The organism is Methanoculleus methanifontis (assembly GCF_030464365.1).
GTDB lineage: Archaea > Halobacteriota > Methanomicrobia > Methanomicrobiales > Methanoculleaceae > Methanoculleus > Methanoculleus methanifontis.
This window is the reverse complement of sequence record NZ_VCYI01000006.1, coordinates 29248-54153: the sequence shown is the minus strand read 5'-3', so window position 1 is coordinate 54153 and position 24906 is coordinate 29248. Positions and strand designations below refer to the sequence as shown.

22 protein-coding genes and 1 pseudogene are annotated in these 24906 nt (G+C 63.7%); 13 read left to right on the top strand and 10 right to left on the bottom strand.

Features of this window, described 5'->3' with window-relative positions; all coding sequences use genetic code 11:
* Nucleotides 1-40: 40 nt before the first annotated feature.
* Entirely contained in the window at nt 41-2458 is a 2418-nt protein-coding gene (locus FGW20_RS05825; RefSeq protein WP_301677149.1) for a CDC48 family AAA ATPase, read from the top strand.
* 39 nt (nt 2459-2497) lie between these two features.
* On the opposite strand, the gene FGW20_RS05820 is transcribed toward FGW20_RS05825, so the two are convergent.
* A complete protein-coding gene (locus tag FGW20_RS05820; RefSeq protein ID WP_048114681.1) occupies nt 2498-2962 on the bottom strand; it encodes a GNAT family N-acetyltransferase in 465 nt (154 codons plus the stop codon).
* A 351-nt stretch (nt 2963-3313) separates the two neighbouring features.
* Between FGW20_RS05820 and FGW20_RS05815 the strand changes: the two genes are divergently transcribed.
* Together FGW20_RS05815 and FGW20_RS05810 are read left to right on the top strand one after the other, a co-directional pair.
* Complete coding sequence (locus tag FGW20_RS05815; RefSeq protein WP_301677148.1) at nt 3314-4855, top strand: class I adenylate-forming enzyme family protein; 1542 nt, start codon at nt 3314-3316, stop codon at nt 4853-4855.
* 79 nt (nt 4856-4934) lie between these two features.
* Nucleotides 4935-5519: an RAD55 family ATPase gene (locus FGW20_RS05810; protein WP_301677147.1), complete on the top strand. Its 585-nt coding sequence runs from the start codon at nt 4935-4937 to the stop codon at nt 5517-5519.
* Here the strand turns inward: FGW20_RS05810 and FGW20_RS05805 are convergent.
* The 4 genes from FGW20_RS05805 to FGW20_RS05790 form a co-directional block, all read right to left on the bottom strand.
* The gene (locus FGW20_RS05805) at nt 5516-6418 is read right to left on the bottom strand and encodes a methionine synthase (protein ID WP_301677146.1); all 903 of its coding nucleotides are present in this window, start codon (nt 6416-6418) and stop codon (nt 5516-5518) included. The two genes, FGW20_RS05810 and FGW20_RS05805, sit on opposite strands and share 4 nt — an antisense overlap.
* Nucleotides 6419-6458: 40 nt before the next feature.
* Nucleotides 6459-7748 carry an aspartate--tRNA(Asn) ligase gene (gene aspS, locus FGW20_RS05800; protein WP_301677145.1) on the bottom strand — a complete coding sequence of 430 codons (1290 nt, stop codon included), beginning with the start codon at nt 7746-7748 and terminating at the stop codon, nt 6459-6461.
* Nucleotides 7749-7870: 122 nt separating this feature from the next.
* Complete coding sequence (locus tag FGW20_RS05795) at nt 7871-8413, bottom strand: pyruvoyl-dependent arginine decarboxylase (protein ID WP_301677144.1); 543 nt, start codon at nt 8411-8413, stop codon at nt 7871-7873.
* A 283-nt stretch (nt 8414-8696) separates the two neighbouring features.
* On the bottom strand, nt 8697-9137 hold the full coding sequence (locus FGW20_RS05790) for a HEAT repeat domain-containing protein (RefSeq protein WP_301677143.1): 441 nt from the start codon (nt 9135-9137) through the stop codon (nt 8697-8699).
* 370 nt (nt 9138-9507) lie between these two features.
* Here FGW20_RS05790 and FGW20_RS05785 point away from each other — a divergent pair, with 370 nt between their 5' ends.
* From FGW20_RS05785 to nifU, 3 genes are all read left to right on the top strand, one after another.
* Nucleotides 9508-9756: a sulfurtransferase TusA family protein gene (locus FGW20_RS05785; RefSeq protein ID WP_301677142.1), complete on the top strand. Its 249-nt coding sequence runs from the start codon at nt 9508-9510 to the stop codon at nt 9754-9756.
* A 58-nt stretch (nt 9757-9814) separates the two neighbouring features.
* On the top strand, nt 9815-10174 hold the full coding sequence (locus FGW20_RS05780) for a DsrE family protein (RefSeq protein WP_301677141.1): 360 nt from the start codon (nt 9815-9817) through the stop codon (nt 10172-10174).
* A gap of 149 nt (nt 10175-10323) precedes the next feature.
* Nucleotides 10324-10713: a Fe-S cluster assembly scaffold protein NifU gene (gene nifU / locus FGW20_RS05775; RefSeq protein ID WP_301677140.1), complete on the top strand. Its 390-nt coding sequence runs from the start codon at nt 10324-10326 to the stop codon at nt 10711-10713.
* Between the two features lie 9 nt (nt 10714-10722).
* Here nifU and cofD read toward each other — a convergent pair whose 3' ends face one another.
* Nucleotides 10723-11625, bottom strand: a complete 903-nt coding sequence (gene cofD, locus FGW20_RS05770; protein WP_301677139.1) for a 2-phospho-L-lactate transferase — start codon at nt 11623-11625, stop codon at nt 10723-10725.
* A 302-nt stretch (nt 11626-11927) separates the two neighbouring features.
* On the bottom strand, nt 11928-12830 hold the full coding sequence (locus tag FGW20_RS05765) for a 2-phospho-L-lactate transferase CofD family protein (protein WP_301677138.1): 903 nt from the start codon (nt 12828-12830) through the stop codon (nt 11928-11930).
* Between the two features lie 1438 nt (nt 12831-14268).
* Between FGW20_RS05765 and FGW20_RS05760 the strand changes: the two genes are divergently transcribed.
* The 4 genes from FGW20_RS05760 to FGW20_RS05745 are packed head-to-tail and all read left to right on the top strand — an operon-like array spanning nt 14269 to nt 18441.
* Nucleotides 14269-15477 (top strand): HD domain-containing protein, encoded by a 1209-nt coding sequence (locus FGW20_RS05760; protein ID WP_301677137.1) that lies wholly within the window; start codon nt 14269-14271, stop codon nt 15475-15477.
* A complete protein-coding gene (locus FGW20_RS05755; RefSeq protein WP_496197195.1) occupies nt 15474-16046 on the top strand; it encodes a UbiX family flavin prenyltransferase in 573 nt (190 codons plus the stop codon). The genes FGW20_RS05760 and FGW20_RS05755 overlap by 4 nt, the downstream gene beginning before the upstream one ends.
* Nucleotides 16039-17280, top strand: a complete 1242-nt coding sequence (locus FGW20_RS05750) for a UbiD family decarboxylase (protein WP_301677135.1) — start codon at nt 16039-16041, stop codon at nt 17278-17280. The genes FGW20_RS05755 and FGW20_RS05750 overlap by 8 nt, the downstream gene beginning before the upstream one ends.
* The gene (locus FGW20_RS05745; RefSeq protein ID WP_301677134.1) at nt 17281-18441 is read left to right on the top strand and encodes an aconitase X; all 1161 of its coding nucleotides are present in this window, start codon (nt 17281-17283) and stop codon (nt 18439-18441) included.
* A gap of 255 nt (nt 18442-18696) precedes the next feature.
* Here FGW20_RS05745 and FGW20_RS05740 read toward each other — a convergent pair whose 3' ends face one another.
* A complete protein-coding gene (locus FGW20_RS05740; RefSeq protein WP_301677133.1) occupies nt 18697-20205 on the bottom strand; it encodes a glutamate synthase-related protein in 1509 nt (502 codons plus the stop codon).
* Nucleotides 20202-21242, bottom strand: coding sequence for a class II glutamine amidotransferase (locus FGW20_RS05735; RefSeq protein ID WP_301677244.1), 1041 nt, complete (start codon nt 21240-21242; stop codon nt 20202-20204). The genes FGW20_RS05740 and FGW20_RS05735 overlap by 4 nt, the downstream gene beginning before the upstream one ends.
* A gap of 108 nt (nt 21243-21350) precedes the next feature.
* Here FGW20_RS05735 and FGW20_RS05730 point away from each other — a divergent pair, with 108 nt between their 5' ends.
* The 3 genes from FGW20_RS05730 to FGW20_RS05720 all read left to right on the top strand — a co-directional run bounded on the left by FGW20_RS05730 (nt 21351) and on the right by FGW20_RS05720 (nt 23439).
* Nucleotides 21351-22679 carry a glutamine synthetase family protein gene (locus tag FGW20_RS05730; RefSeq protein WP_301677132.1) on the top strand — a complete coding sequence of 443 codons (1329 nt, stop codon included), beginning with the start codon at nt 21351-21353 and terminating at the stop codon, nt 22677-22679.
* Nucleotides 22680-22848: 169 nt separating this feature from the next.
* A complete protein-coding gene (locus FGW20_RS05725) occupies nt 22849-23121 on the top strand; it encodes a HEAT repeat domain-containing protein (protein ID WP_301677131.1) in 273 nt (90 codons plus the stop codon).
* A 63-nt stretch (nt 23122-23184) separates the two neighbouring features.
* Nucleotides 23185-23439 (top strand): HEAT repeat domain-containing protein, encoded by a 255-nt coding sequence (locus FGW20_RS05720; protein WP_496197194.1) that lies wholly within the window; start codon nt 23185-23187, stop codon nt 23437-23439.
* 7 nt (nt 23440-23446) lie between these two features.
* Here FGW20_RS05720 and FGW20_RS05715 read toward each other — a convergent pair.
* Nucleotides 23447-24713: pseudogene (locus tag FGW20_RS05715) on the bottom strand (ArsB/NhaD family transporter).
* Nucleotides 24714-24906 lie beyond the last annotated feature (193 nt).

The following is a 24906-nucleotide window of genomic DNA, read 5'->3' as shown; positions in this document are numbered from 1 at the left end:
CCAGTACTTATAAATCCCCGAAATATAAGAACTAGAGGTAATGCCCGAGATATACTTGAAGGTAGATAGCGCTTATCCGGAGGATCAGGGGGCAGGCAAGGCACGGCTTGACCCTGATACCATGTTGCAGCTCCGGCTCAACCCGGGAGACCTCGTCGCTATCGAAGGGAAGCGTCGCACCGTAGCGAAGGTCTGGCGCGCCATGGTGAACGACTGGCACCAGGGCAAAGTCAGGATCGATAACTTCACCCGGCTCAATACCGGTGCGAGCATTGGCGACCGGGTCAAGATACGAACACTCGATGAGGAGGGCGAGGCGAAACGAGTCGTGCTTGCGCCGCCCGAAGACCTCCCCAAACAGCTCCCTATCAACTACGGCAGTGTCGTCAACAAGCTGATCGACTTCCCGGTTGTGAAGAACGATTCCGTGCCGATCCAGGCCGGTCTCCCGTTCATGCAGCCCCAGCTCGTCGCGTTCAAGGCCGTGGTGGTCGAGCCGGAGAACGCCGTGATCATCACCAAGAACACGAAGATCGAGTTCTCCGAGAAGCCTGCGGCCGGATTCGAAGGCGTGAAAAGGATCAGCTACGAGGACATCGGCGGCCTGAAGGGCGAGCTGCAGCGGGTCCGCGAGACGATCGAGCTCCCCATGCGGCACCCGGAGATCTTTAGAACGCTCGGCATCGAGCCCCCGAAAGGCGTCCTCCTCTACGGCCCGCCGGGGACCGGGAAGACCCTCATCGCGAAGGCGGTCGCGAGCGAGAGCGGCGCCCATTTCATCTCGATCGCGGGGCCGGAAGTGATCTCGAAGTACTACGGCGAGAGCGAGCAGCGGCTCCGGGAGGTCTTTGAGGACGCACGGCAACACGCGCCCGCCATCATCTTCATCGACGAGCTCGACTCGATCGCACCCCGGCGCGAAGAGGTGACCGGGGAGGTCGAGCGGCGGGTGGTCGCCCAGCTCCTGACGATGATGGATGGGCTCGAGGAGCGGGGTCAGGTCGTGGTGATCGGGGCCACGAACCGGCTCGACGCCATTGACCCTGCGCTGCGCCGTCCCGGGCGGTTCGACCGGGAGATCGAGATCGGGGTGCCCTCGGAGGACGACCGGGTTCAGGTGCTCCACATCCACACCCGCGGCATGCCGCTCGCGGAGGACGTGACGATCGCCGATGTCGCCCAGCAGACCCACGGGTTCGTCGGGGCGGATCTCGCCGCCCTTGCCCGTGAGGGAGCGATCAAGGCACTGCGGCGCTACCTCCCCGAGATCGATCTCGAAGCCGAGGAGATCCCGTCCGAGATCCTCGAGAGGATGGAGGTGCAGGGCAGGGACTTCCGCGACGCTCTCCGCGACGTGGGCCCGAGCGCCATGCGTGAGGTTCTCCTCGAAGTCCCCCACACCGTCTGGGCAGATGTCGGGGGGCTTGAGGAGGCGAAGCAGGATATCCGCGAGGCGGTGGAGTTCCCGCTCACCCAGCGGGAGCGGTTTGAGAACCTCGGTATCGAGCCGCCGAAGGGTGTTCTCCTCTACGGCCCGCCGGGGACGGGTAAGACCCTCATCGCAAAGGCCGTCGCGAGTGAGAGTGGGGCGAACTTCGTTCCGGTCAAGGGCCCCCAGCTCCTCTCGAAGTGGGTGGGCGAGAGCGAGCGGGCTGTCCGCGAGATCTTCAAGAAGGCCCGACAGGTGGCGCCGTCCATCATCTTCTTCGACGAACTCGACGCCCTCGCCCCGGCCCGGGGCGGCGGCACCGAGTCGCACGTGGTCGAGAGCGTCTTAAACCAGATCCTCACCGAGATCGACGGCCTCGAGGAACTCCGGGGCGTGGTGGTGATGGGCGCGACCAACCGTCCCGACATGGTCGACCCGGCGCTGCTCCGGCCCGGCCGGTTCGACCGGCTCGTCTACATCGGTGAGCCCGGGCGGAAAGATCGGCAGAAGGTCCTCGCGATCCACACCCGCTACATACCGCTTGAGGGCTCGACGATGGAAGACCTGGTGGCGATGACGGAGGGGCTTACGGAGAACGATCTCGAGGACCTGGTTCTCGCCGTGGGAGCGAACCGTCGGGTGACCGTCGAAGAGGTGAAGGAGCACCGCGCCGCGATTGCGCCGACCGAAGACGAGGGGCTCGAGAGCCACATCCGGCGGAAGAAACTCGTTGACCTCTTCGCGCAGCAGAAGGTGACCCTGGACGATCCGGCGAGAGACCGGATCATCGAGAAGATCGCGACCGATGCCGACGGGTTTGTCGGCTCGGACCTCGAGGCGCTCGCCCGGGAGGCGGCCATGCTCGCCATGCGGGAGGGTGCCGTCGTCGTGAACGCATTGCACTTTGAGAATGCACGGGAGAAGGTGCACGCGACGATGAACGAGCGGCTGCGGCAGTACTACGGGAAGGTGCAGCAGCACTTCAAGGGCGGGCTGCCCAAAGATATCCAGCCCCCGGAATACCAGTAAGCGGCTCTCCCCGGAAATTCTTTTTTTCAGCGAACCTGTTCATCGCGCCTGCGGCGGATATGCAATCAGCCCTTCCTTGACGCCCCGGACGAACCCCGCCTTCTCGTAGAGCCGGAAGACGTTTTGTTCGCGACGGCCGGACAGAAGCATCACCTTGTAGCAGTTCTGCCGCCAGGCATGGCCCAGCGCATGGTCAAGGAGGGCCGTGCCGAACCCCCGGTTCCGGAACTCCCGCCGGGTTACGACGTTCTCGATGAGCCCGTAGGGCCGTGCGCCCCGGGTGAGGTTTGCGAGGATGTGCAGGACACAAGACGAGACCGGCACGCCCCCGTCTTCGAGGAGGAAGAGGTGGGTTCGCGGGTCGGCAAGGATCTCCTGCCAGGCTCGCTCCAGCGCACGGTCGTCGGCCTTCTCGTCGACATCGTGCAGGTGGGTATAGAGGGAGAGGACGGCGGCCAGATCGCTCTCAACAGCCTCCCGGACGAGCGGCGTGTCGCTCTGCATATATCTCAATCTGTCTTTCCGGTAATCTGCTTTTGTTTTTGTCCGGGCTTTGTTGTGCCTCTCTCCGGAGAAGTCTCGATTGTGTCCCGGACACGGATTCCGAGAGGATATCGCCATGGTCCACCGCACCGTGATATTTTCCTGTTTTGATTACTCTGTTTGCCACACTTCGCATCTGCGGGCTCAAGCTCCTGCCCTTGGGCTGGTCGCACTTCGCATCTGCGGGTGGTGTATCTCTATCCGCCGTCACCCCCTGAGAATCAGCGCATCACACCCCCCGGGGCAACCTATTTACCGCCCCATGAACAAGCATATACATCAAAGCGCATACCTGCCGCCCGGAGCCTGCCCATGCCGAACTGCACCACGTTTCTCGACGCCAACGCCTGTAACCCCGAAAAGACCGCTCTCATCGTCCCCTCCACCGGAGAGTCCTACACCCGCGCCGAACTCCTCGACCGGGTCTGCCGGGTCGGGCGCGGCCTCCTCGACCTCGGGGTCGGGCGCGGGGACCGCGTCTGCATCTACCTCGACAGTTCGACGGAGTACCTTCTCAGTTACTTCGCCCTCTGGCGCATCGGCGCCGTCGCCGTCCCGACGAACCGGGTCTACCGCGAGAGCGAGGTTCTCTACGCCGTCCGCGATGCGGGGGCCGTGGCCGTCATCACCGACGTCGAAGGTGCGGCGCTCGTCGGCCGCATCCGGGACCAGGCGCCGTCGCTCCGGCACGTCGTCGCCGTCGGCGGGGAGGGCGCGGGCACGACGCCGTGGGCGGACCTCCTCCGGGCGCCGGCGGACTGCCGCGCCGTCCACTGCCGGTTCGACGACCTCTGCCAGATCCAGTATACCTCCGGCACCACCGGCAAGCCGAAGGGCGCCATGCTCACGCACGGGAACTGGATCGCCGCGATGGACGCCGAGCGGGACGTTCTCCGGATCACCGACGAGGACGTCTACCTCGGGATCTATCCCATGGGGCACGTCGGCCTCAGCTGGGGGATCGCCACCCTCCGGGCCGGCGGAACCTACGTCGTCATGGAGCGGTTCGATCTCGACCACTACCTCGACCTCGCCCGCGAGTACCGGGCCACGATCGTCGCCGGGATGCCGCCGGTGATCCACTCCCTCATCCAGACCCCGCCGGGAACCGAGGCGGCGCTCGCCACCGCCCGGGCGATGATCAGCGGCGGCGGCCCCCTGACGCCCGGCGTCTGGAAACCCTTCCACGAGCGGTTCGGTATTCCCGTCGTCAACGCCTACGGCCTCTCCGAGACGGTCGTCGTCGGGACCGGGACCGCCATCCGCCCCGAGCACTACGCGACCGCCGACGAGTTCCGGAGCGTCGGCACCCCGGTCGGGTTCTCGGAGGTGAAGATCGTCGATGCCGGTGACCCCACGCGGGAACTGGAACCCGGCGAGGACGGCGAGATTGCCCTCCGGGGCCCGGGAGTGGCGCTCGGCTACTGGCAGATGCCCGAAGAGACCGCCGCCGTCTTCCTCCCCGACGGCTGGTTCCTGACCGGCGACGTCGGCCACCTGGACGCGGACGGGATGCTCTACATCACCGACCGCAAGAAGGACATGATTGTGATGTCGGGCTGGAAGGTCTACCCGACCGAGGTCGAGGACGTCCTCGTCCAGCACCCGGGCGTCCGCGACGCAGCGGTCTTCGGGTGTGCCGACGAGCACCGGGGCGAGGTTCCGGTTGCCGTGGTGGTTCCTGCAGGTAACGGCATCTCGCCCGACGAGATCGTCGCCTTCGCCCGCGAGCGCCTTGCGGGGTATAAAGTCCCCCGCCGGGTCATCCTCGCCGGCGAGATCCCCCGGGTGAACGGGTGGAAACTTCTGCGCAAGCGGCTCCGGGAGGAGTACTGTGGTGCCTGCAACGACTGAAAAATCGCATCCGATAGAGTAGTTATTAAGGAAAGAGCGGCAAATCTCCTGTTTGAGGACACTTATCCGAGGTACAGACGTGGCAGACACCACCAAACGTTCTACAGGAATCGCGGGTCTGGATCTGGCGCTTGACGGGGGATTCTCACCGGGCACCCGCATCGTCATCTCCGGATCTCCGCTGAGCGGCCTTGAGCTCCTGGCACAGCAGTTCTGGCAGGAAGGGGAGGGGGCGGGAGCTTACCTGATGCTCGATACCGCGCCGGGAGCGAATATGATCGACGCACGGGGCATGAAGCCCGCAGCGATGACGGCGGCGATGGAAGGCGAGAAGATCATCGTGGACTCTCTCTCCACGCTGATCGCCGCCTGGGGGATCGATACGGCCGCCAGGTTTGTCCTCGAAGACACCCGCCCGATCATCGAGGGGGGTGCAAACATCGTCTACCTCCTCTACACGGGAACTCACAGCGCCTTTGAGGAGGCGCGGATCATGCGGGCGGCCGACATCTTCCTCACCCTCAGGCACGAAATCCACGGTAACGAGTTCGAGCGGGCGCTCGCCGTCGAGAAATTACAAGGCGCCGACGTGCCGCAACGTGTCATTCCTTACAACATCATGGCGGACGGGCTCGAGCTCTCGACGACGAGCCGGGTGGTTTAGGCGGTATACCCGGCTCGGACAAGCCCCGTCGCAACAACCATATTCTTCAGTTTTCCGAGCGCCGCGTCGCGTGTCTGCATCCTGAGACCGCAGTCGGGGTCGACGAGCATGGTGTCGGGGGAGAAAACGTCGATACCGGCCTCGAGCCTTTTTTTGATCGTTTCTATGCTCTCGACGCCCGGATCGGCCGAGTCCACGCACCCATACCCGATCATCCGACCACCCAGGTCTTTTTCCGAGAGAACCTCGAGGTTTCCTGGGTTGTTCGCGAACTCGAAATCGAATGCTGCGACGTTTATTCGGAGGACGTCGTCGATGACGTTCCCGAGGTTGCCGCAGACGTGGAGGGAGGCCGGCACCCGGAGCCTCCCGGCGATCGCGTTCACCGCCTCGCGGCCGACGGCGATGTTCGCCGCCCCCGTCGAGAAGATGGGCTCGTCGACCTGGATGAGCGCAACACCGGCGTCCTGGAGGTAGTTCGCCTCGACCGCGAGCGCTTGCGCGAGGTCAAGGACCAGTTCGTCCTTGTTCCGGTAGAACGGCGTCTCGATCGAGAGGCCGTGCGCGAGCGTGCTCGGGCCGGTCAGGATACCTTTCACCTTCGGGTGCCGGGAGAGAGCGTACTTCGTGTCCGCGAGGGTGATGGGTCGTGTGGCAGGCTGGACCTTCCCGACGACCGACGATCCTCGGATCCCGGGGAGGTGGGAGGTGAAGGCCCGGATCATGTCGCCCCGAACCTGGCCGTCGGAGATGATGTCGATCCCGGCGCCGATCTGGTCGGCGACCGCTACCTCCACCGCGTGTTTCAGCGGGTCCATGCGGGCGAAGAGCCCCGAGCCTTTCACCACCGGGTAGCTCCCGACCACCGTGGTCGGGAGGAGCACGCTTGTCAGGGTCATGGGAACAACATCAATTCGTGGGTTGCCGGTGCAATTAATGTCATGGTGTCAGTCTGTGCCGGTCACGCGGGAAGAGCACCGCTTCGCGGATGTTTGGAAGGTCGAGCATCGTCATCACCAGCCGCTCGATGCCGAGCCCCCATCCGGAATGCGGGGGCATGCCGTAGCGGAACGGTTTTAAGTAGAACTCGAAACTCTCGGGAGAGAGGCCCTTTGCGCCAATCCGCTCAACCAGGAGGTCGTGGTCGTGGATACGCTGGGCGCCGGAAGAGAGTTCCATCCTCGGATGCATCAGGTCGAACGCCTTGCAGAACTCGGGGCGGTCGGGATACGGCATCGCGTAGTAGGGCCTGATATCGGTCGGCCAGTCGACGACGAAGTAGTGCTGCCCGACGGTATCCCCGAGCGCGCGCTCGGCCGCTGGAGAGAGGTCGTCGCCGAAGGCAAGTCTCTCCTCGACGGTGCGGTTCGCGATCTCGATCGCCTCGGCATACGGGATCCGGGGGAACGGTTTTGCCGGAACCGCGAGTTCGACCCCGAGTTCCTCGAGCGCGTCGGCGCAGTTCTTCGCGACGTAGTCGTAAACGTGGACGATCAGGTCTTCGAGGAGTTCCATGACGTCGTTGTGGTCGGCAAACGAGACCTCGACGTCGAGGCTCGTCGCCTCGTTGAGGTGCCGGACGGTGTTGTGCTCCTCGGCGCGGAAGATGGGGCCAAGCTCGAAGACCGCCTCGAACCCGGCAGCCATCATCATCTGTTTATAGAGCTGCGGGCTCTGGTTCATGAACGCCTCTTTCTCGAAGTACGCGATCGGGAAGAGTTCGGTACCGCCCTCGGTCGCCGCCGCGACGATCTTGGGGGTAGCGATGTTGATGCAGCCCCGGGAGGCGAGGAACGCGGTCGCGGCGCAGGTCACGGCGGACCGGATGCAGAATATGGCGCGGACACGCGGTTTTCTCGCGTCCAGGAACCGGGAGTCGAGCCGGGTGTCCATCTCGGCGGGAACCTTCTCGGCGACGTCGAGCGGGAGCGGGCTCTCTGCGGTGCTGATGAGCTCGAGTTCCTCGGGGACGATCTCGCGCCCGCCGGGTGCTTTCTCGATCGCTTTGACCGTGCCCTGGACCCTGACCACGGACTCCCGCGAGACGTTCCGGGCGACGTCGAGAATCTCTGCCGGGACTTTCTTCTTCGGGATGGTCACCTGGATGATGCCGGTCCGGTCACGGATCAGGAAGAACGCGAGTCCTCCGAGGTCACGAACCTCGTGCACCCAGCCGATGATCTCGGCAGATTCTGTTTCCGGGGTTACGGCCCGTATTGGTAGATGCATGTGAAAAACCTGGATACAGTGTGGGGGTCGGAAGGTATTTTGTTTTGCGCTCCAGCCCGGGAAGAAAGGTCGGCGGGGCGGTCACAGGAAAAAGGGAAGTGCCGCCCCGGGAGGTGCGGGTCTTAGATGAAGACTGCTGCGGCGAGGACCGTCGTCCAGCGACCGTCCATGACCCCTTCCGCCGCCTGGCAGGTGTGGGTCGTGTTGATGATCCGGCCGCTCGCCTTGTAGATCTGTTCCCGCTCCTGCCATGCCTTGTCGGGGTCGAACTCAATCCCGAGCGTTGTCGCGAGCATGGTTGCCGCAAGGTCTTCTGCGTATTCGCCCGAGACTTCCTCCGTCTCCCCGAAGGCATGGTGCTCGGAGAGGTAGCCGTAGGCATTGCTCTCCCTGGGCATCGCGTGACCGATTGCGGCAGAAACAAGTCTGCTCGGTTCGTTAGTCTCGTTCCGGGCCATGACGACGTAGACGATGCTGCCGGGCGAGAGTTCTTTCAAACCCTCCTCCTTCGAGATCAACTGGCAGTTCGGGGGGAAGATACTTGATACGTAGACCAGGTTATACTTCTCGATGCCTCCCTGCCTGAGAGCCAGCTCAAACGATGCCAGTTTGTCTTTGTGGATACCCACACCCTTTGTAAAGAAACACTTGGTCGGAACGAACATTAGAGATCTTCTTATCGCTTGAATTTTTTAATATTTTCGGTTATTACAGCCACAAATCGAAAAAGGATTGAGATATCTTCCCTTTTTGGTAGTATGCCGGTAAAATTCCGGCAAATGGGAAATTATCGGGACAAATGCGCGTGGTTCATATGGCCCGGAGTGGCTGCGGCTACGCCGGATCGCGTCTATGGTCCCTTTATGTGCGACCCGAACCGGGACTGCTGTCGTATCCATCGCTACCCCGGAAAACACCGGGGATCTGCCGGGGGGCGGAGCGCATCCGTCAGGTGAGGTCCCCTCGCGCCTTTATCACCTCCAGCGCCCCGGAACGGACGGCCGCGTCCCCGTGGTGCGCCGCCTCCTTCAGGGCATCCACCGCCGGGTTCCCGAGCGACCGGAGCGCCCGGACGGCGTCCTGACGCATGGCGTCGTCCGCGTTTGCGAACGTTCCGATGAGATGCGGGATCGCCGCCGGGCCCACCCGGCCGAGGCCGGCCGCCGCTTCCCGCCGGACGCACCAGTCCTCGTCGCCGAGCCCTTTCATCAGCGGGAGCACCGCTGGTTCCCCGATCTCCCCGAGCGCCCGAACTGCTCTCCACCGGGCTACGATATCCTCGCTCTCAAGCGAGAGAGCGAGCCCCGCTACCCGGGTTTCCTCCTCAGCATCGGCTGATGCATCCGTTTCCTCCCCCTTCTTGCGTCCAAACCGGTTCCACAGTCCCATCGGTATCCTCCGTACAATCGGTCTTCTCCGATGATGGTAGGTGGCAGGAGGTGGAGTATAACTTTTCTGATCCGCTCACCGGGGCATAGGAACCATCCGTTACCGCTCGTTACCGCCGGCACCCGCGAAGGAACGCTTATATGGGATGGGACAGCATCCGGTGCTCCCGGGGGTGTACTGCGGACGGGTTGCGGGGCCCTGGATCCCACGCGCGCCCGCAACAAGAGGCACGGCAATGGGGCTGGAGAGAGAACCTGCGGCGGTCGTGGCCTGCATCGGGCAGACCGGGTGGGGCACGAGGGCGTGAGGTTCGAGAAGGGTTGCGGAGCCGTAAACGGTTCCATCCGGAAGATGAAGTGAGGTGAGACTGATGTACGCGGATAGGACGATAAACTGTGTCGGTACCTGCCAGTCGCCCATGCTCCTGATCGAGGGGGAGATGGAGGTGCTCGAGAAAGGGCAGGTTCTTCAGGTGACGGCCGATAGGCGCGACCTTGTCGAGATGGTCAGGTCCTGGGTCAATGAGAGCGGGCATAAGATCGAGGAAGAGCACGTCGCGAGCGGCGTGACGACCTTCATCGTGCGCAAGGGAGCGACACCGGCGGCAAAAGCACCGTGACCGGCCGGAGAAAAAAAGGTGATGACCGCGTTCGCCGGCGGAAAGGAGGTTGAAGCGTATGGCACGGATACTGTATCTCCAGACCAGCGGCACCGACACACCCGAGCGGTTGTATGCGCCGTTCTTGCTCGCGATGACGGCGCGAAGCATGGATATGGACGCTGATATCTACTTCATGATCAGAGGGGTGACGGTCGTCGTGAAGGGCGCGGCGGAGGAGATCCAGGTTGGAAACTTCCCGCCTCTCTCCGAGATCATGCAGCAGGCGATATCCGCGGGGGTGAAGATCTACATCTGCGAGCAGAGTTCCCGGCTCCTCGGCATGGAAGATCCCGACTTCATCAAGGAGGGGGAGGTCGTGGGAGCAGTCACCTTTAACGACCTCGCGGTCGACGCCGAAGCGGTCGTCACGTTCTAGCGAGGGCGGGTGTCTCGACGGGTTACGGGGAAGGGGCCTGCCTGACCGGCCACGCCCCCCTCCGTTTCTCCCGGCCGACTCCCGATCACCAGGACCGTCGAAGAAACAGTTAAACGCCTGCGGGCTATTATACCGCTGTAGGTGGAACAATGGCGGACCAGATCGGATACAGCCAGAAAGTGATGGAGCACTTCATGAACCCGCACAACGTCGGGGTGATCGAGAACCCGGACGGTTACGGCAAGGTCGGCAACCCCGTCTGCGGGGATATCATGGAGATCTTCATCACGGTCAGGGACGACGTCATCGAGAATATCAAGTTCCGGACGTTCGGGTGCGGGTCGGCGATCGCGACGAGCAGCATGGTGACCGACATGGCCAGGGGTAAGACGCTCGACGAGGCGCTGAAGATCACCCGCGACGATGTCGCGACCGAACTCGAGGGGCTGCCGCCCAAAAAGATGCACTGCTCGAATCTGGCGGCGGACGCGCTCCACGCGGCGATAGAGGACTACCGGGAGAAGCAGAAGAAAGAGTGAGGGGTTTTCTCAGCACCCGTAGATCAGGGTCAGGATGCTCTTTGCAAGATCCAGGCTCTTGCCCCTGTTGACCATGAGGGTGTCCTGGCGCAGCGCCCCTTCGAGTTCGACCGGGTCGCGGGTGTCCTGGATGAAGACGTCCACGAAGTCCTCGTAGAGACCGTAGGTTCCGGCGGACGATGGCTCTTTTCCGAACGCCTGCATCAGGGCCGCCGCCGGGCCGCTGACCGGCGTATCGCCGATGAACGGGCTGACCGCGATGACGTTCTGCCGGCGGAGCGCCTCCCGCACCCCGGCGCACTCGAGGATCGGGGATATGCTCGTGACCGGGTTGCTCGGCCCGATCACCACGGCGTCGCTTTCCTCGATCGCCTCGATCACCTCGCGGGTCGCGGCCGGCGGCTGGCGGGACCGGCGGACGACGCCGTCGATCGTCACATCGCCGCGGTGTTTCACCCAGTATTCCTGGAAGTGTATCTCGCCCCGGGGCGTCCGGACGTAGGTGGTCACGGCGGAGTCGGTCATCGGGAGGACGGTCGCCCGGATGCCTAGCGTCCGGCAGAGCGCCCGGGTAATCTCCGTCAGTTGCATGCCGCTCCTGAGCATCTCTCCCCGTGCTGCGTGAACCGCCCTATCCTGGTCGCCGACGGCGATGTACTCTTCGATGCCGAGCCGTGCGAGGAGGTCGTGGGTGATGTAGGAGTCGCTCTTGATCCCCCACCACCGGTTGGTGTCGAGGATGCCCGCAAAGAGGTACATGACCGTATCAATGTCTGGCGAGAGGTGGTTGCCGGAGAGCCAGGTGTCCTCGGCCGTGTTGACGACGACCGTGATATCCCGCTCGTCCAGCAGCTCCCGCATTCCGCGGAGGAGTTTCGGGGTTCCGGTCCCGCCCGAGAAGAAGGTTATCATAGGATAATTAGCGTATCAAGTGCATCCGTATATGAATTTTCCCAAATCGGGCGGGACGGTTCGGGGCGGATTTTTCGGGTTCCAGAGAATTGCCACGCATGACACTCCTGCTCGCCCGGACGACGATGCGGTTTCGCGTGAATCAGTGATGCGTCGCAAGCCGCATGGCCTCGCGCGAAGACGCGAAGAACGCGAAGGAAGGTTGCCAACAACCACACAGACTTCGCGCCTTCGCGTGAGATACAGAGGAGGGGCGGATAACGGCGAGGTGTATAGAACCCGTTCTCCTACAGGACTGTTTTTCACGAAACAGCGTGGCGGATGACCGCCATGATGTCCCACGCGAGCGATTCGGCCTGCCGCTCGTGTAAAAGACGCGTCTCGAGGCGGAGCGATCCGGGGACGTCGTCGGGGTCGTGGATGTCCTGGACGAAGACGTCGACGATATCCTCATACAGCCGGGAGACCGCGGCAGCGGTGGGGGTTTCTCCGACGGCGTACATGAGGGCGGCGTCCTTTTTGTCCGGCGCGACGCCGCCCGAAAACGGCGAGACCGCGACGACGAACTTCTCACGGAGGAGGTCCCGCATCCCGGCGCAGCCGAGGATGGGGAGGATGCTCGCCGCCGGGTTCGCGGGGCCGATCACGACGGCGTCGCTTTCCTCGATCGCCGCCCGCACCCCGTCCGTGACCGCCGGGGGTTCTGGTCCGACGAGTTCTCGGACCTCCGTCCCGGGATCGGCGGCCATCCGGTACTCGAGGAGCGCCAGGCGTTCGGTGCCGGTGTCGACGAAGAGGGCGGCGTCGCCGTCGGTCATCGGGAGGACGGTCGCCCCGATGTTGAGCGAGCGGCACTGCGCCCGCACCGCCCCGGTCAGGGTCAGGCCCTGGCGGAGGAGCGCCGCCCGGGCGATCTGGACCGCCCGGGCACGGTCGCCGACCGGGAAGGGTTCGCCGCCCGCCACCTTCGGGAGGTAGTTGTGGGTGGTGTAGGTGTCGCCCTTGATCCCCCACCACCGGTTGGTATCGAGGATGCCGGCAAAGAGGAAGACGGCGGTGTCGATGTCGGGCGCACAGTGGCCGCCCGATACCCGGAGGTCCTCGGCGGTATTCGCGACCACGGCGATCTCGCTGTCGTAGAGGATCTGGCGGACGCCCCGGATGAGCGCAGGCGTCCCGGCTCCGCCGGAGAGGAAGGTGATCATGGCTGAATGTCATGTATGTGGGGTGTCCGGGGGGTTAACGGTTTCAGTTGTTGTGGCTGACGGGTCATGTTTGGATCTCTGGAAGTGTGTAATCTCACAGTGGCCGGCCTCGACCAGCGGGATCACTATGAACAAAGGCTGGCTATACTCCAAGGCAGAAATCGAGGACTGCTACCAGTGTCGGATCCGCAGCTTACGGTGATGGCCCCAGCGGAGGTGTGAGAGATTCAATCGGAGTTCCGACAACGGATGCAGGCCCACTCGGAGATCCTGACGAGCCTGGTGAGTGAAAACATCCTGTTGAAGAAGGGATTGGAGGTGGTCAAGAAATTGCAGGTTCGGATGGATAGGATATCGATAATAGTTGCCGGGTCCGAGATACAAGAGGAAAAGTAGTGGCCTGTGAACGATGGCAAATAACTTTCTAATCTTAAGTTACAATTAATGCATTAACTTCATTCCTGAAGATTTGCCTCAGTTGGCCTGTGGAACCATCTGAGGCGGGTTTCTGATACTCTGGTCTCAGCTCGCTTGGCGGTAGATCACGTAGCGGATCCTGAAGATCCAAAGAATCCGTAACTCAAATTCTCTGTACATGACGTATCTCCTTAGTTTCGTTCGTATGGCTATGCTATCCCTCATGCTGTGGCAATCATCGGGACGATCAATATATAAAGAGTAACGAGTATTTAATTCTTCAAGCGCGACGAGATCATTGTCCATTAGAATGACTTTTCAGAATGACCTGATCCTGTCCGATGGGGTAAGATTTAATAACAATACCTCACAACACTACATCGTCCTTTTGAGTGTTTGTGAGCAAGCATTCAGAGGAACATGTACTATCAGAGTGTCAAAAGCGGTTGAAAAACGCTGGACATGACGTTAGATCCTTAGTTTGTGGAGGGGTTCCCGGGCCTAATCTGTGGTATGGCTTGGGAGCGAACTCCATTATTGCCCTGAAATTTCGCTGTGTTGACACTTGTAGACAGATGGAAACTCAGTATGGTTTTTTATAACTCAATCTCCCCTCTCCGCCGCATCCTCCATCGTGATAAACGGTAGGTAACCATCCCTGGAAACCCTGACTCTCTGTTCCCACACTCTGCTCCCAATGATTGCAATAGCCATTGGAATGTAGTGCCTCACCGACACGGTTCCCGGCAATCAGCGTTGCGGTGCTGGTCAGGGGACGACCATTTATGGCAGGGCGTATCGCCACCAATCGGCCCACCTCTCTCATGGGCAGAACGACTGGCCTGGAGGGTGGAGTTTGAGAAGATCGGAGATCTTCGGGAGGGCGAGACCCCCCCCGCCCCGCCGCCTGAGCGCTCCACCCCCGCACCCACACCCCGCTCCTCCCAAAAGAAACTGCCCCGCACGCCGCGCGCCTTCAAATACCTTTATCTTCCATCTCCCAAGAATCTTAACAGAATCGATGAAGATCATCAAAGATCCGGTGCACGGCTACGTCGAGGCGGACGCGCTCGCGCTCCGGCTGCTCGACTCGGAGGTCGTCCAGCGGCTCCGGCACGTCACCCAGCTCGGGTTTGCAAACCTCGTCTACCCCGGGGCAAACCATACCCGGTTCGAGCACTCGCTCGGGACGATGCATCTTGCGGGCCTGATGTCGGGCCAGCTCGGGCTTGATAGGGACGAGACGAAACTCGTCACCACGGCCGCCCTCCTCCACGACATCGGCCACGGCCCCTTCTCCCACGTCACCGAACCGGTGATGGAGGAGTTCACGGGGAGGAGCCACCACCAGATCGATCGTCTGGTCCGCGAGGGAGCGACCGCCGGGATCCTCGAAGAGGCGGGGCTCGACCCCGCCGAGGTCTGCGCCGTCGTTTCAGGGAAGCACCGCCTCGCGAGCATCATCCACGGGAGCCTGGACGTCGACCGGATGGACTACCTGATGCGGGACGCCCACTACACCGGCGTCCCCTACGGGACGGTCGACGCCCACCGGCTTATCCGGAGCACCATTTTCACCGAATCGGGCATCGCCCTGCACGAAGGCGGGATCAACGCCGCCGAGTCGCTCCTCATCGCCCGGACGCTGATGCGCCCGGCGGTCTACTTCCACCACGTGAGCCGGATCGCGACGAGCATGTTCGTCCACGCCCTCCGCGAGGAGGTGCAGAACACCCCGGGCACGGACGCACACGAACTGATGCGGATGGATGACGCCGCCTGCATGGAGCGGCTGAAGCACTCTTCCTGCGAAATTACCCGCGACCTCGCCCGCCGGGTCTACGCCCGGGACCTCTACAAGCGGGCGCTGTATATCGGCGAAGACCGGGTGAACGCCGCAGCCCTCCGCCAGGAACTCGGCCCCGCCCGGGAACGGGAGATCGCCCGCGAGATCGCCGAGACCGCCGGGGTCACGGAGGACGAGGTTCTCGTCGATATCCCCCGGCTCCCCCGGGCGCTCTCGATGGAGGTCCGGGTCAGGAACAGTCACGCGATGGTGGAGATCGAGGAGGTCTCCCCCCTCATCAATACCCTGAACGACACCCGGCGACAGCAGTGGCGCCTCGGCGTCTACACCGTAGAGGAGCACCGGGACACCGTGGAGCAGGCGGCAACAGAGGTGCTCCGGGTGAAGCGGGCGACAAAACAGGATAAACTCGTAGTGACATAACGTATAGGGAATATATGAAGAAGGAATTCGTCGTCGGGGTCACCGGGGCAAGCGGGATCGTCTACGCACGCCGCCTGCTCGAGGTGCTCTGCGATAACTCAACGGTGCACATCGTCATCTCCGATACCGCCCGGCAGATAGCCGGGATCGAAGGCGTGAACCTTGAAGGGTTCGATGCCATATACGCCGAGAACAGCGACCTCGCGGCCGATATCGCGAGCGGCTCGTTTCGCTACGACGGGATGGCGATCGTGCCCTGCAGCATGAAGACGCTTGCCGCCGTCAGCAACGGGTTCGCCGACAACCTGATCACCCGGGCGGCGGACGTCTGCCTCAAGGAGAAGCGCCCGCTCCTCCTTCTGCTGCGGGAGATGCCGCTCTCCCGGATCCACCTTAAAAACATGCTTGCCGCCGACGAGGCCGGCGCGACCGTGATGGTCGCAAGCCCTCCCTTCTACCAGCACCCGCAGACCATCGACGACCTCGTCGATATGGTGGTGGCCCGGGTGCTCGACCACATGGGGGTCGACCACGACCTCGGAACCCGATGGAGCGGATACGATGCGTAAATTTATCGAACTGATGCGGGATCAGGGCCGGGTCGAGGAGATCGAGCGCCCCTGCTCGACCGTCTACGAGGCTCCCCGTATGGCGAGCCGGACAGACAAGATCCTCTTCTTCCACGACCTCGACGGCCGCCGGGGGGTGATGAACCTCCTCTCCGACCGCCGATCGCTTGCAGCGGCGCTCGGCGTCGAGGAGCGCGACCTCGTCGGACACCTCGCGGGCATGACCTACAACGGCCGCGTCGTGGATGCCGGACGGCTTGAGGGCGGCATCCCCGCCGACCTCTCCCGCCTCCCGGTCATGAAGCACTTCCCCGGCGACGCCGGGCGCTACTTCACCTCCGGGATCGTCTTCTCGCGCTACGACGGCGTCGAAAACGCCTCCATCCACCGGATGATGGTCCTCGACGACGGAAGAGTCGTCGCCCGCCTGGTGGAAGGCCGGCACACCCATACCCTCCTCAAAGAGGCGCTCGCCAAAGGGGAGAAACTCCCGGTCGCCATCACCGTCGGCACCCATCCGCTGGTGACGTTCGCCGCCTGCACCCGCGTCCCGCAGGGGACGGAACTCGCCTACGCTGCGGAACTGATGGGCGGGGAACTCGCCGTGCGGGAGTGCGAGAACGGCGTTCGGGTTCCCGACGCCGAGTTCGTCCTCGAAGGCTACATCAGTGCCGAAAAAGCGACGGAAGGGCCGTTCGTCGACATCACCGGAACCTACGACCCCGTGCGCCAGCAGCACGTGATCGAGTTCACGAAGATGTACTGCAAGGAGGACCCCATCTACCACGGCATCCTCCCGGCCGGCGACGAGCACAAACTCCTGATGGGAGCGCCGTACGAGCCGAAGATCTACCGCGCCGTGGGCGAGGTGACGACGGTCAGAGACGTCCTCCTCACGAAGGGTGGCGCCGGCTACCTCCACGGGGTGGTGCAGATCCGGAAGAACACGCAGGGAGACGCGAAGAACGCCATCATGGCGGCGTTTGCCGCCCATACGTCCCTCAAACATGTCGTGGTGGTGGACGAGGATATCGACATCCACGATCCCCACGACGTCGAATACGCGATCGCGACGAGAGTTCGGGGCGACACCGATATCATGGTCGTCACCGGCGCCCGGGGTTCGTCGCTCGATCCGACGCGGCTGGGTGACGGGACGAACGTGAAGGTCGGGGTCGACGCCACGATGGTCATGGGAAGAGAGGACGAATTCAGAAGAGCGGAGTGGGTGTAGATGTATCTTGACAACGATGACGAGAGGGTGCTTGCTGGCGAGTTCGGCGAGACCCGGCAGAAGATGATGGAGATCCTGGTCGCGCTCGGGGATGTTTACGGGGCGGAGAAACTCGTCCCGATCACGAGCGCCCAGGTGAGCGGTGCTTCCTACAAGACCATTGGGAAATGGGGGCTCTCCTGGTTGCAGAGCCTCGACGCCCGGGCGGCGGTCCCGGCGGTCTTAAACCCCATCGGGATGCCGCGGGAGGGCTGGCAGGAGTTCGGGATCGATGAAGAGTTCGCCCGCCGTCAGGCGGAGGTCGTCGAGGCCTACCGGAAACTCGGGATCCGGGTGGAGTGCACCTGCACGCCCTACTATCTGCGGATCACGGAGTACGGGGAGCATCTGGCCTGGTCGGAGTCCTCGGCGGTCGCCTACGCAAACTCGGTTCTCGGCGCCCGAACGAACCGGGAAGGCGGGCCGAGCGCCCTTGCTGCGGCGATCATCGGAAAGACCCCCTATTACGGTCTTCACGTCGTCGAGAACCGGCGCCCGCAGGTCGTCGTGGAGGTCGAGTGCGGCACGGGCCCGCACGCCGGCCACTGGGGTGCCATCGGCCACGTCGCCGGGGGGAAGGTGGGGAACCGGATCCCGATATTCCAGGGTGTCCGGCCGGCCCGCGACCACCTCAAGGCCCTCGGTGCCGCGATGGCGGCGACCGGCGCGGTTGCCCTCTTCCACGTGGATAAGATCACCCCGGAGGCAAGGGTATTCTCGTTCGATACCGACGACCTCGACCGGGTGACGGTGACGGCGGACGAGGTCGAGGCCCTCTTTGCGAAGACCGAGGTCGAGGCGGTCGCGGTCGGGTGCCCGCACTGCTCCGCCGACGAACTCCGGGAACTCGCGGAACTCCTGCGGGGGAAGACAACGACGAAACCCTTCTACATCTTCGCCGCAAAGGGCGTCGCGAAGCACAATCCCGACCTTGTGGGGGTCATCGAGCGGAGCGGCGCCCGGGTGATCCCGGATACCTGCATGGTCGTCTCGCCCCGGATGGATGAGTTCGCTTCGATCATGGTGGACTCGGGCAAAGCCCTCGCCTACGTTCCCGGGATGTGCGGCGCGCTCGCCCGGATTGGGACGAGGAAAGAGTGCGTCGAGGTCGCGACATCGTGAGGATATGTCGTTATCCTCACCAATTCCCTCAACCGAAGCCGAGAATCACTATCAGCGACCGATATCGGACGCGAAGTTCGGTATAGTTACTTGTAACTCCCTTTCGCGGCTTCGCGCTCTTCGCGTGAGGCCGTATCACCGTTTATAACCTGTTAGCTCGCGCGAAGCCGCGAAGGACGCGAAGTTCGGCATACGTGTGCCGGCGCTTTCCTTCGCGCCTCCACCCGAGATCTACCGTTGTCCGAACAGGCCAACTCACGCCCCAACCGACTTCACGTCGAGCACCTCCATCAGGCTCTCGTCGAGCATGTAGCCCCGGAGCCGGTCGCGGTTGCCCCGCAGGCTCTCGATGCTGTTGATCCCGGCCGCGCCCAGGAGTTCGGCGAGTTCGAGCGTCCACGCCCGGATCAGGTTCGCCACCTGTTCCGACGCTTCGTCGGGGTTCAACCGCGCCACGAGATCGGGCCGCTGGGTGGCGATCCCCCAGGGGCAGAGGCCGCGGTAGCAGTTCCCGCAGACCCGGCAGCCCATCGCCGCGAGCGCGGCGGTGCCGATGTAGACCGCGTCCGCCCCGAGGGCGATCGCCTTCGCGACGTCGGCGCTTCCCCGGATACCCCCGCTTGCGATGACGGATATCTCGTTTCTGATCCCCTGGTCGCGGAGTTTTTTGTCCACGCTCGCGACCGCCGCCTCGATCGGGATCCCGACGTGGTCGCGAAAGACCGTCGGCGCCGCGCCGGTGCCGCCGCGGAACCCGTCGATGACCACGGCGTCGGCCGGAGAGCGGGCGATGCCCGCGGCGACGGCGGCGACGTTGTGGACGGCGGCGATCTTCACGAAGACCGGTTTCTTCCACTCCGTCGCCTCCTTGAGGCCGCGGACGAGCTGGGCGAGATCCTCGATGCTGTAGATGTCGTGGTGCGGCGCGGGGCTGATCGCGTCGCTCCCCTCCGGGATCATCCTCGTCCGGGAGATGTCCGCGCAGACCTTCTCCCCCGGGAGGTGGCCGCCGATGCCGGGCTTCGCCCCCTGGCCGATCTTGATCTCGATCGCGGCGCCGCGCTCCAGGTAGTCGATGTTCACGCCGAACCGCCCGGACGCGACCTGGACGATCATCCGGTCCTGGTAGGGGTGGAGGGCGGCGTGCAGCCCGCCTTCCCCGGTGCCCATATAGGTCCCGGTCTCTTTTGCCGCCCGGGCCATGGCCAGCTGGGCGTTGAGGCTGATCGCCCCGTAACTCATGTGCCCGATCATCACCGGCGTCTCGATGCGGAGGTTCGGGGTGAGGCGGGTCCTGAGTTCGACGTCGCCGCCCTCCCGCCGCCGGAGATCGAGTTTCGCCGGCCTCTTCCCGAGGTGGGTCGTCAGTTCGATCGGCTCGCGAAGCGGGTCGAGGCTCGGGTTCGTGACCTGGCAGGCGTCCAGCACCAGGCGGTCGAAGATGACCGGGTAGTCGAGGGCGTTGCCCATCCCCGCGAGGATGATCCTGCCCGTCCGCGCCTGGTTGTAGATCGCCTCCCGTGCCTCCCTTGTCCAGAGGGGGTGGCTCCGGTAGTCGCAGGGGTGCTCCTCGAGACTGATGGCGTCCCGGGGGCAGCAGGCGATGCAGCGGTGGCAGGCGGTGCAGTTCCGGGAGTTGACCTGGATGCGGTCGCCGTCCCGTGAAAAGACGCCGTAAGAGCAGTTCTCGATGCACCGCCCGCACTCCATGCACCGGACGGGGTCGATATTGACCCGGTAGCGGGGAGGGAGGCTCCCGATCATGAGACAACCCTCCCGATCACCGGCTCGCCCGCGGCCGGCATCCGGATCGACTCGACCCGCGGTTCCATCGCCCGGATCGCCGCCTCTTCGCTCGAGATGTAGAGCCGGTCGCCGCACTCGCCGACGACCATCGGCCGGAGTTTCGTCCGGTCGGTGAACCCGACCATCATGTCGCGGTTGGCGGCCACGATGGCGAACGGCCCGTTCATCATCGCGGATGCGTAGGCAAGCCGGAGGGCGGAGTTCCACTCCCGCTCCTGATCGGGCATCCGGTCGATCTCCTCCCAGAAGGGCGGGGCGAGCGCCCGGACAGCGATATCGACGTCGAGGTCGTGCCGCCGCACCAGGAGGTCGACTAAGTAGGCGACGACCTCGGTGTCGGTATACATCGTGCAGGTGTAGCCAAGACTCTCGATGTAGCGCCGGTTCGTCCCGTAGGAGGTGATCTCGCCGTTGTGCACGACGCTCCAGCCGAGGAGGTTGAACGGGTGCGCGCCGCCCCACCACCCGGGGGTGTTCGTCGGGTAGCGGTTGTGCGCGAGCCAGATGTAGCCCTCATAGTCCTCGATCCGGTAGAAGTCCGCGACGTCCTCGGGCCACCCGCTCGCTTTAAAGACCCCGAGGTCCTTGCCGGAGGAGAAGATGAGCGCGCCGCGGCGGGCGGCGTTGACCTGCATCACGAGGGCGCTGACGATCTCGTCCTCCGGTGCCGCAGGGGATGCTTCGGGCTTGAAGAAGTAGCGCCAGGGGGTGTGAACCGCCCGGAGATTCGGCTGCCCATAGGTGGGGATCGCCTCGTCGTGCTCGACCGTCCCCCACTGCGCGAGCGTCGAGTCGAGGAGCGGCTTGTTCTCGCGAGGGTTGTCGAAGAAGACGTGGAGGGCGTAGCAGTCCCGGTAGTCGGGGTAAATGCCGTAGGCTGCGTACCCCGCCCCCTCGCCGCTGCCGCGCTCGTTCATTATGGAGAGGGCCTGTCGGATGCCGGAACCGTCCATCGTCCGGCGAGATCTGTCCATTACGCCAATTATGCCGCACATAACCATCACGGTCGACCCGCCCCCCTCCACCTCCTGGTGGTCGGGGAACGCTCTGATAGATGTAGATCCGTAAATTATATATAACATTGGAAGGAAGTTTCCTTCCACATGAATCCCGGCAACATCTCATCGATGCTCGAGCGCATCGAACAGGACAACGTCCGGTTCCTCCGGCTGCAGTTCACCGATCTCCTGGGCATGCCCAAAAACGTCTCCATTCCGGCGAAGCAGGTCGGGAAGGCACTTACCGACGGCATCGGGTTCGACGGGTCGTCGATCGAGGGATTCGTCCGGATCGAGGAGTCCGATATGGTGCTCAAACCCGACCTCTCGACCTACTCTCTCCTGCCCTGGCGGCCCCGGGAGAAGAGCGTCGCCCGGTTCATCTGCGACGTCTGCAAACCGGACGGCAAACCGTTCGATGGTGACCCGCGCTCCGTGCTCCGGCGGGCGATGGAGGACGCGGCGAAGGACGGCTACGTCTTCAACACCGGCCCGGAACTGGAGTTCTTCCTCTTCAAGATGCTCGACGGGCGGCCGACAACACAGTTCCAGGACGCCGGGGGCTACTTCGACCTCGCGCCGACCGATCTCGCGGAGGACCTCCGGCGTGAGGCGATTCTCGCGCTCACCGAGATGGGGTTCGAGATCGAGGCGTCGCATCACGAGGTCGCCGAGAGCCAGCACGAGATCGACTTCAAGTACAGCGACGCGCTCCACACGGCCGACAACGTCATCACCTTCAAGTTCGCGGTCAAAACGATGGCGCTGATGCGCGGCCTGCACGCGTCTTTCATGGCGAAGCCGATCCACGGCATCAACGGGAGCGGGATGCACGTGAACTGTTCGCTCGCAAAGGACGGGGTGAACGCCTTCTACGATCCGGACGCCCCGTTGCAGCTCTCCAGGACTTGCATGCACTTCATCGGTGGGCTGCTCCGCCACGCGCCGGCGATCACCCGGGTCGCGAACCCGACGATCAACTCCTACAAGCGGCTCGTCCCGGGCTACGAGGCGCCCTGCTACATCAGCTGGAGCGCGAGCAACCGGTCGGCGCTGGTGCGGGTCCCGGCGCCCCGCGGCAACAGCACCCGGGTCGAGTTCCGCAGCCCCGACCCGACCTGCAACCCCTACCTCGCCTTCACGGCGATGCTCGCGGCCGGGATGGACGGCGTCCGGAGCGAGATCGAGCCCCCGGACGATGTTCACAAGAATATCTTCCACATGACGTCCACCGAGCGGGGCCAGAACGGGATCGAGACGCTTCCCGGAGACCTCCACGAGGCTCACTCCACCCTGCTTGCCGACGACCTCATCTGCAAGGCGCTCGGCCCCCACGTCGTCGAGGCGCTCACGAACGTTGCCGAAGCCGAGTGGGACGCCTACCGGACGACGGTCCACCCCTGGGAGATCGACCGGTACCTGGCGACCTACTGAACTCTTTTTTCCTTACGTGGCGGGAGCACCCGGCACCTCCGTTCGCCGAAAACCCGTATAACGCCGTATCCTCATCCCGCCGCTATCGCTCACGCAAACCCGGCCGTTGCAGGAACGTTCATATCCCCAAAAAGCATAGATGCGCGTATCGGCCGAACGGGGAAGCCACATGACACGAAGAATTGATATCGACACTATGCGAAGGCACCGGGATATCGACGGCCTGGTTGCAGCACTATTCGAGCCCGAAGAGAACGTGCGGCTGACCGCCGCCGAAGCCCTCGGCTCCGTCGGCGACGAACGGGCGCTCGAGCCGCTCGGGCGGCTGAAGTTCTCCGACCCGAACGCGGGCGTCAGGCGGGCCGCGTCGTCTGCCCACGCCCGGGTGGTGGGGAGGCTCGCGGACAGGAAGGCGGCGGAGGGGATGTCCCGCGAATCGTAAGCCCGCACCCGGTAAGGCATATATATTCCTGGGACGTCTACGCGAAACGATCAGGAGACTGCCATGGCGACAATCGATGAGGTCGATACCATGCGGGATGCCCGGGACGTCGACGGGTTGATCCGGGCGCTCGCCGACCCGGACGAGTTCGTCCGGTCGCAGGCCGCCCTCTCGCTCGGCACACTCGCCGACCCGAAGGCGCAGGAACCGCTCACGAAGGTGAGGGACGAGGACCCGAGCGCCTCGGTCAGGGAGGCGGCCGCGACCGCATATAAGTGGGTAGTCGGCCGGCTCCGGGAGATCGAGGCGGCCCGGTAGCACCGGCCTACAGGACGGCGAAGTTGAGGCAGAGGAGCGCCGTCCCGGTCCCGACCGTGACGAAGAGCACGAGCATGCCGACCTTCAGGAACTCCAGAAACGAGATGGAGAGGTTGCTCCTTGCCGCGATCCCGAGCACGACGACGTTTGCCGACGCCCCGATAGCCGTGCCGTTCCCGCCGAGACACGCGCCGAGCGAGAGCGCCCACCAGAGCGGGTAGGTGTCCATCGAGATGCCCATATCCTGGATCAGGGTGGCGGTGAGCGGGATGTTGTCCACGATGGCCGAGGCGATCGCCGCGAACCAGGCGATGATCATCATGGCCTCGCCCTCCGAGTGAACGTTGTTCACGACGAACCCGGCGACGGCCGCGATTGTCCCCGTCTCGACGAGGGCGCCGACGACGACGAAGAGCCCGCCGAAGAAGAGCGCCGGCCACTCGATCTTCTCGAAGATCTCCTCCGGCGGCTGTCTGCTCCAGAAGAGGAGGATCGATGCGCCGATCAGGGCGACGAGGGCGGGTTCCAGCCTGAGGAGGTCGTGGACGAAGAACATCCCGATGACGAGCACGATGACGGCGACCGATTTTTTGAAGAGCGACATGTCGCGGATCGCCTCCCGCTCGTTTAGGTTCGCAAACGTCTTCTCGATCCCCGCCTGCTCGTCGGGCGAGACGTGGAGGTCTTTTCTGTAGATGAGGACGGGCATCCCCATGACGACGGCGAGGTTGACGACCATGATCGGGCCGGGGTTGATGATGAACTCGTTGAACGTCAGGCCGGCGGCCGACCCGATCATGATGTTCGGGGGGTCGCCGATGAGCGTCGCCGCTCCGCCGATGTTGGGGGAGAATATCTCGGCGATGAGGAAGGGCAGCGGGGTTATCCGCATCACGCTTGCGATGTAGAGGAGCATCGGGGTGAGGAGGAGGACGGTGGTGACGTTGTCGAGGAACGCGCTCGTCACGCCCGTCACGAGCGAGAAGAGGAGCAGCATCCGCATCGGGTTCCCGTTCGCGAGTTTCGCCGTCTTGATGGCGATGAACTCGAAGAGGGCGCTGCCGCGTGCGGTGTTGACGATGATCATCATCTCTATCAGGAGGAAGATGGTGCCGAGGTCGATGTACTCCGGGATCTTCTCCCACGGGACGATGCGGAGGTAGACGATGACGGAAGCGCCGAACATCGCCGCCACCGCGGTGGATCCGTTCGTCGATGATGAGCGCGTAGGTGAAGAGGAAGACCGCGACCGCGATCACTTCCGGGCCGATCACGCGTTCCCACCCCGGCGAGGGTTGGGGCCGCGGGCGGCGGGGTATGCCGTGAGAGATTGACGATATGCCGTGGTACTCTCCGAAAAGAACGAAATTCAGGATTCAGGTGTGCTGCTCCTCCCATAACCATGCCGGTTAGCACTGCTGTGGGGATACTGCCGGTGCAGCCTCCGGCACCCGAGAAACGGGACGG

What these genes read in the sequence shown, in the direction of transcription:
- nifU (WP_301677140.1), top strand. Translation starts at nt 10,324, where the DNA reads ATGGCGGACCAGATCGGATACAGCCAGAAAGTGATGGAGCACTTCATG.
- FGW20_RS05745 (WP_301677134.1), top strand. Translation starts at nt 17,281, where the DNA reads ATGTATCTTGACAACGATGACGAGAGGGTGCTTGCTGGCGAGTTCGGC.
- aspS (WP_301677145.1), bottom strand. Translation starts at nt 7,748, where the DNA reads ATGCATCTACCAATACGGGCCGTAACCCCGGAAACAGAATCTGCCGAG.
- FGW20_RS05735 (WP_301677244.1), bottom strand. Translation starts at nt 21,242, where the DNA reads ATGTGCGGCATAATTGGCGTAATGGACAGATCTCGCCGGACGATGGAC.
- FGW20_RS05720 (WP_496197194.1), top strand. Translation starts at nt 23,185, where the DNA reads ATGGCGACAATCGATGAGGTCGATACCATGCGGGATGCCCGGGACGTC.
- FGW20_RS05790 (WP_301677143.1), bottom strand. Translation starts at nt 9,137, where the DNA reads ATGGGACTGTGGAACCGGTTTGGACGCAAGAAGGGGGAGGAAACGGAT.
- FGW20_RS05815 (WP_301677148.1), top strand. Translation starts at nt 3,314, where the DNA reads ATGCCGAACTGCACCACGTTTCTCGACGCCAACGCCTGTAACCCCGAA.
- FGW20_RS05730 (WP_301677132.1), top strand. Translation starts at nt 21,351, where the DNA reads ATGAATCCCGGCAACATCTCATCGATGCTCGAGCGCATCGAACAGGAC.
- FGW20_RS05820 (WP_048114681.1), bottom strand. Translation starts at nt 2,962, where the DNA reads ATGCAGAGCGACACGCCGCTCGTCCGGGAGGCTGTTGAGAGCGATCTG.
- cofD (WP_301677139.1), bottom strand. Translation starts at nt 11,625, where the DNA reads ATGATAACCTTCTTCTCGGGCGGGACCGGAACCCCGAAACTCCTCCGC.
- FGW20_RS05740 (WP_301677133.1), bottom strand. Translation starts at nt 20,205, where the DNA reads ATGATCGGGAGCCTCCCTCCCCGCTACCGGGTCAATATCGACCCCGTC.
- FGW20_RS05780 (WP_301677141.1), top strand. Translation starts at nt 9,815, where the DNA reads ATGGCACGGATACTGTATCTCCAGACCAGCGGCACCGACACACCCGAG.
- FGW20_RS05795 (WP_301677144.1), bottom strand. Translation starts at nt 8,413, where the DNA reads ATGTTCGTTCCGACCAAGTGTTTCTTTACAAAGGGTGTGGGTATCCAC.
- FGW20_RS05825 (WP_301677149.1), top strand. Translation starts at nt 41, where the DNA reads ATGCCCGAGATATACTTGAAGGTAGATAGCGCTTATCCGGAGGATCAG.
- FGW20_RS05750 (WP_301677135.1), top strand. Translation starts at nt 16,039, where the DNA reads ATGCGTAAATTTATCGAACTGATGCGGGATCAGGGCCGGGTCGAGGAG.
- FGW20_RS05805 (WP_301677146.1), bottom strand. Translation starts at nt 6,418, where the DNA reads ATGACCCTGACAAGCGTGCTCCTCCCGACCACGGTGGTCGGGAGCTAC.
- FGW20_RS05725 (WP_301677131.1), top strand. Translation starts at nt 22,849, where the DNA reads ATGACACGAAGAATTGATATCGACACTATGCGAAGGCACCGGGATATC.
- FGW20_RS05760 (WP_301677137.1), top strand. Translation starts at nt 14,269, where the DNA reads ATGAAGATCATCAAAGATCCGGTGCACGGCTACGTCGAGGCGGACGCG.
- FGW20_RS05765 (WP_301677138.1), bottom strand. Translation starts at nt 12,830, where the DNA reads ATGATCACCTTCCTCTCCGGCGGAGCCGGGACGCCTGCGCTCATCCGG.
- FGW20_RS05785 (WP_301677142.1), top strand. Translation starts at nt 9,508, where the DNA reads ATGTACGCGGATAGGACGATAAACTGTGTCGGTACCTGCCAGTCGCCC.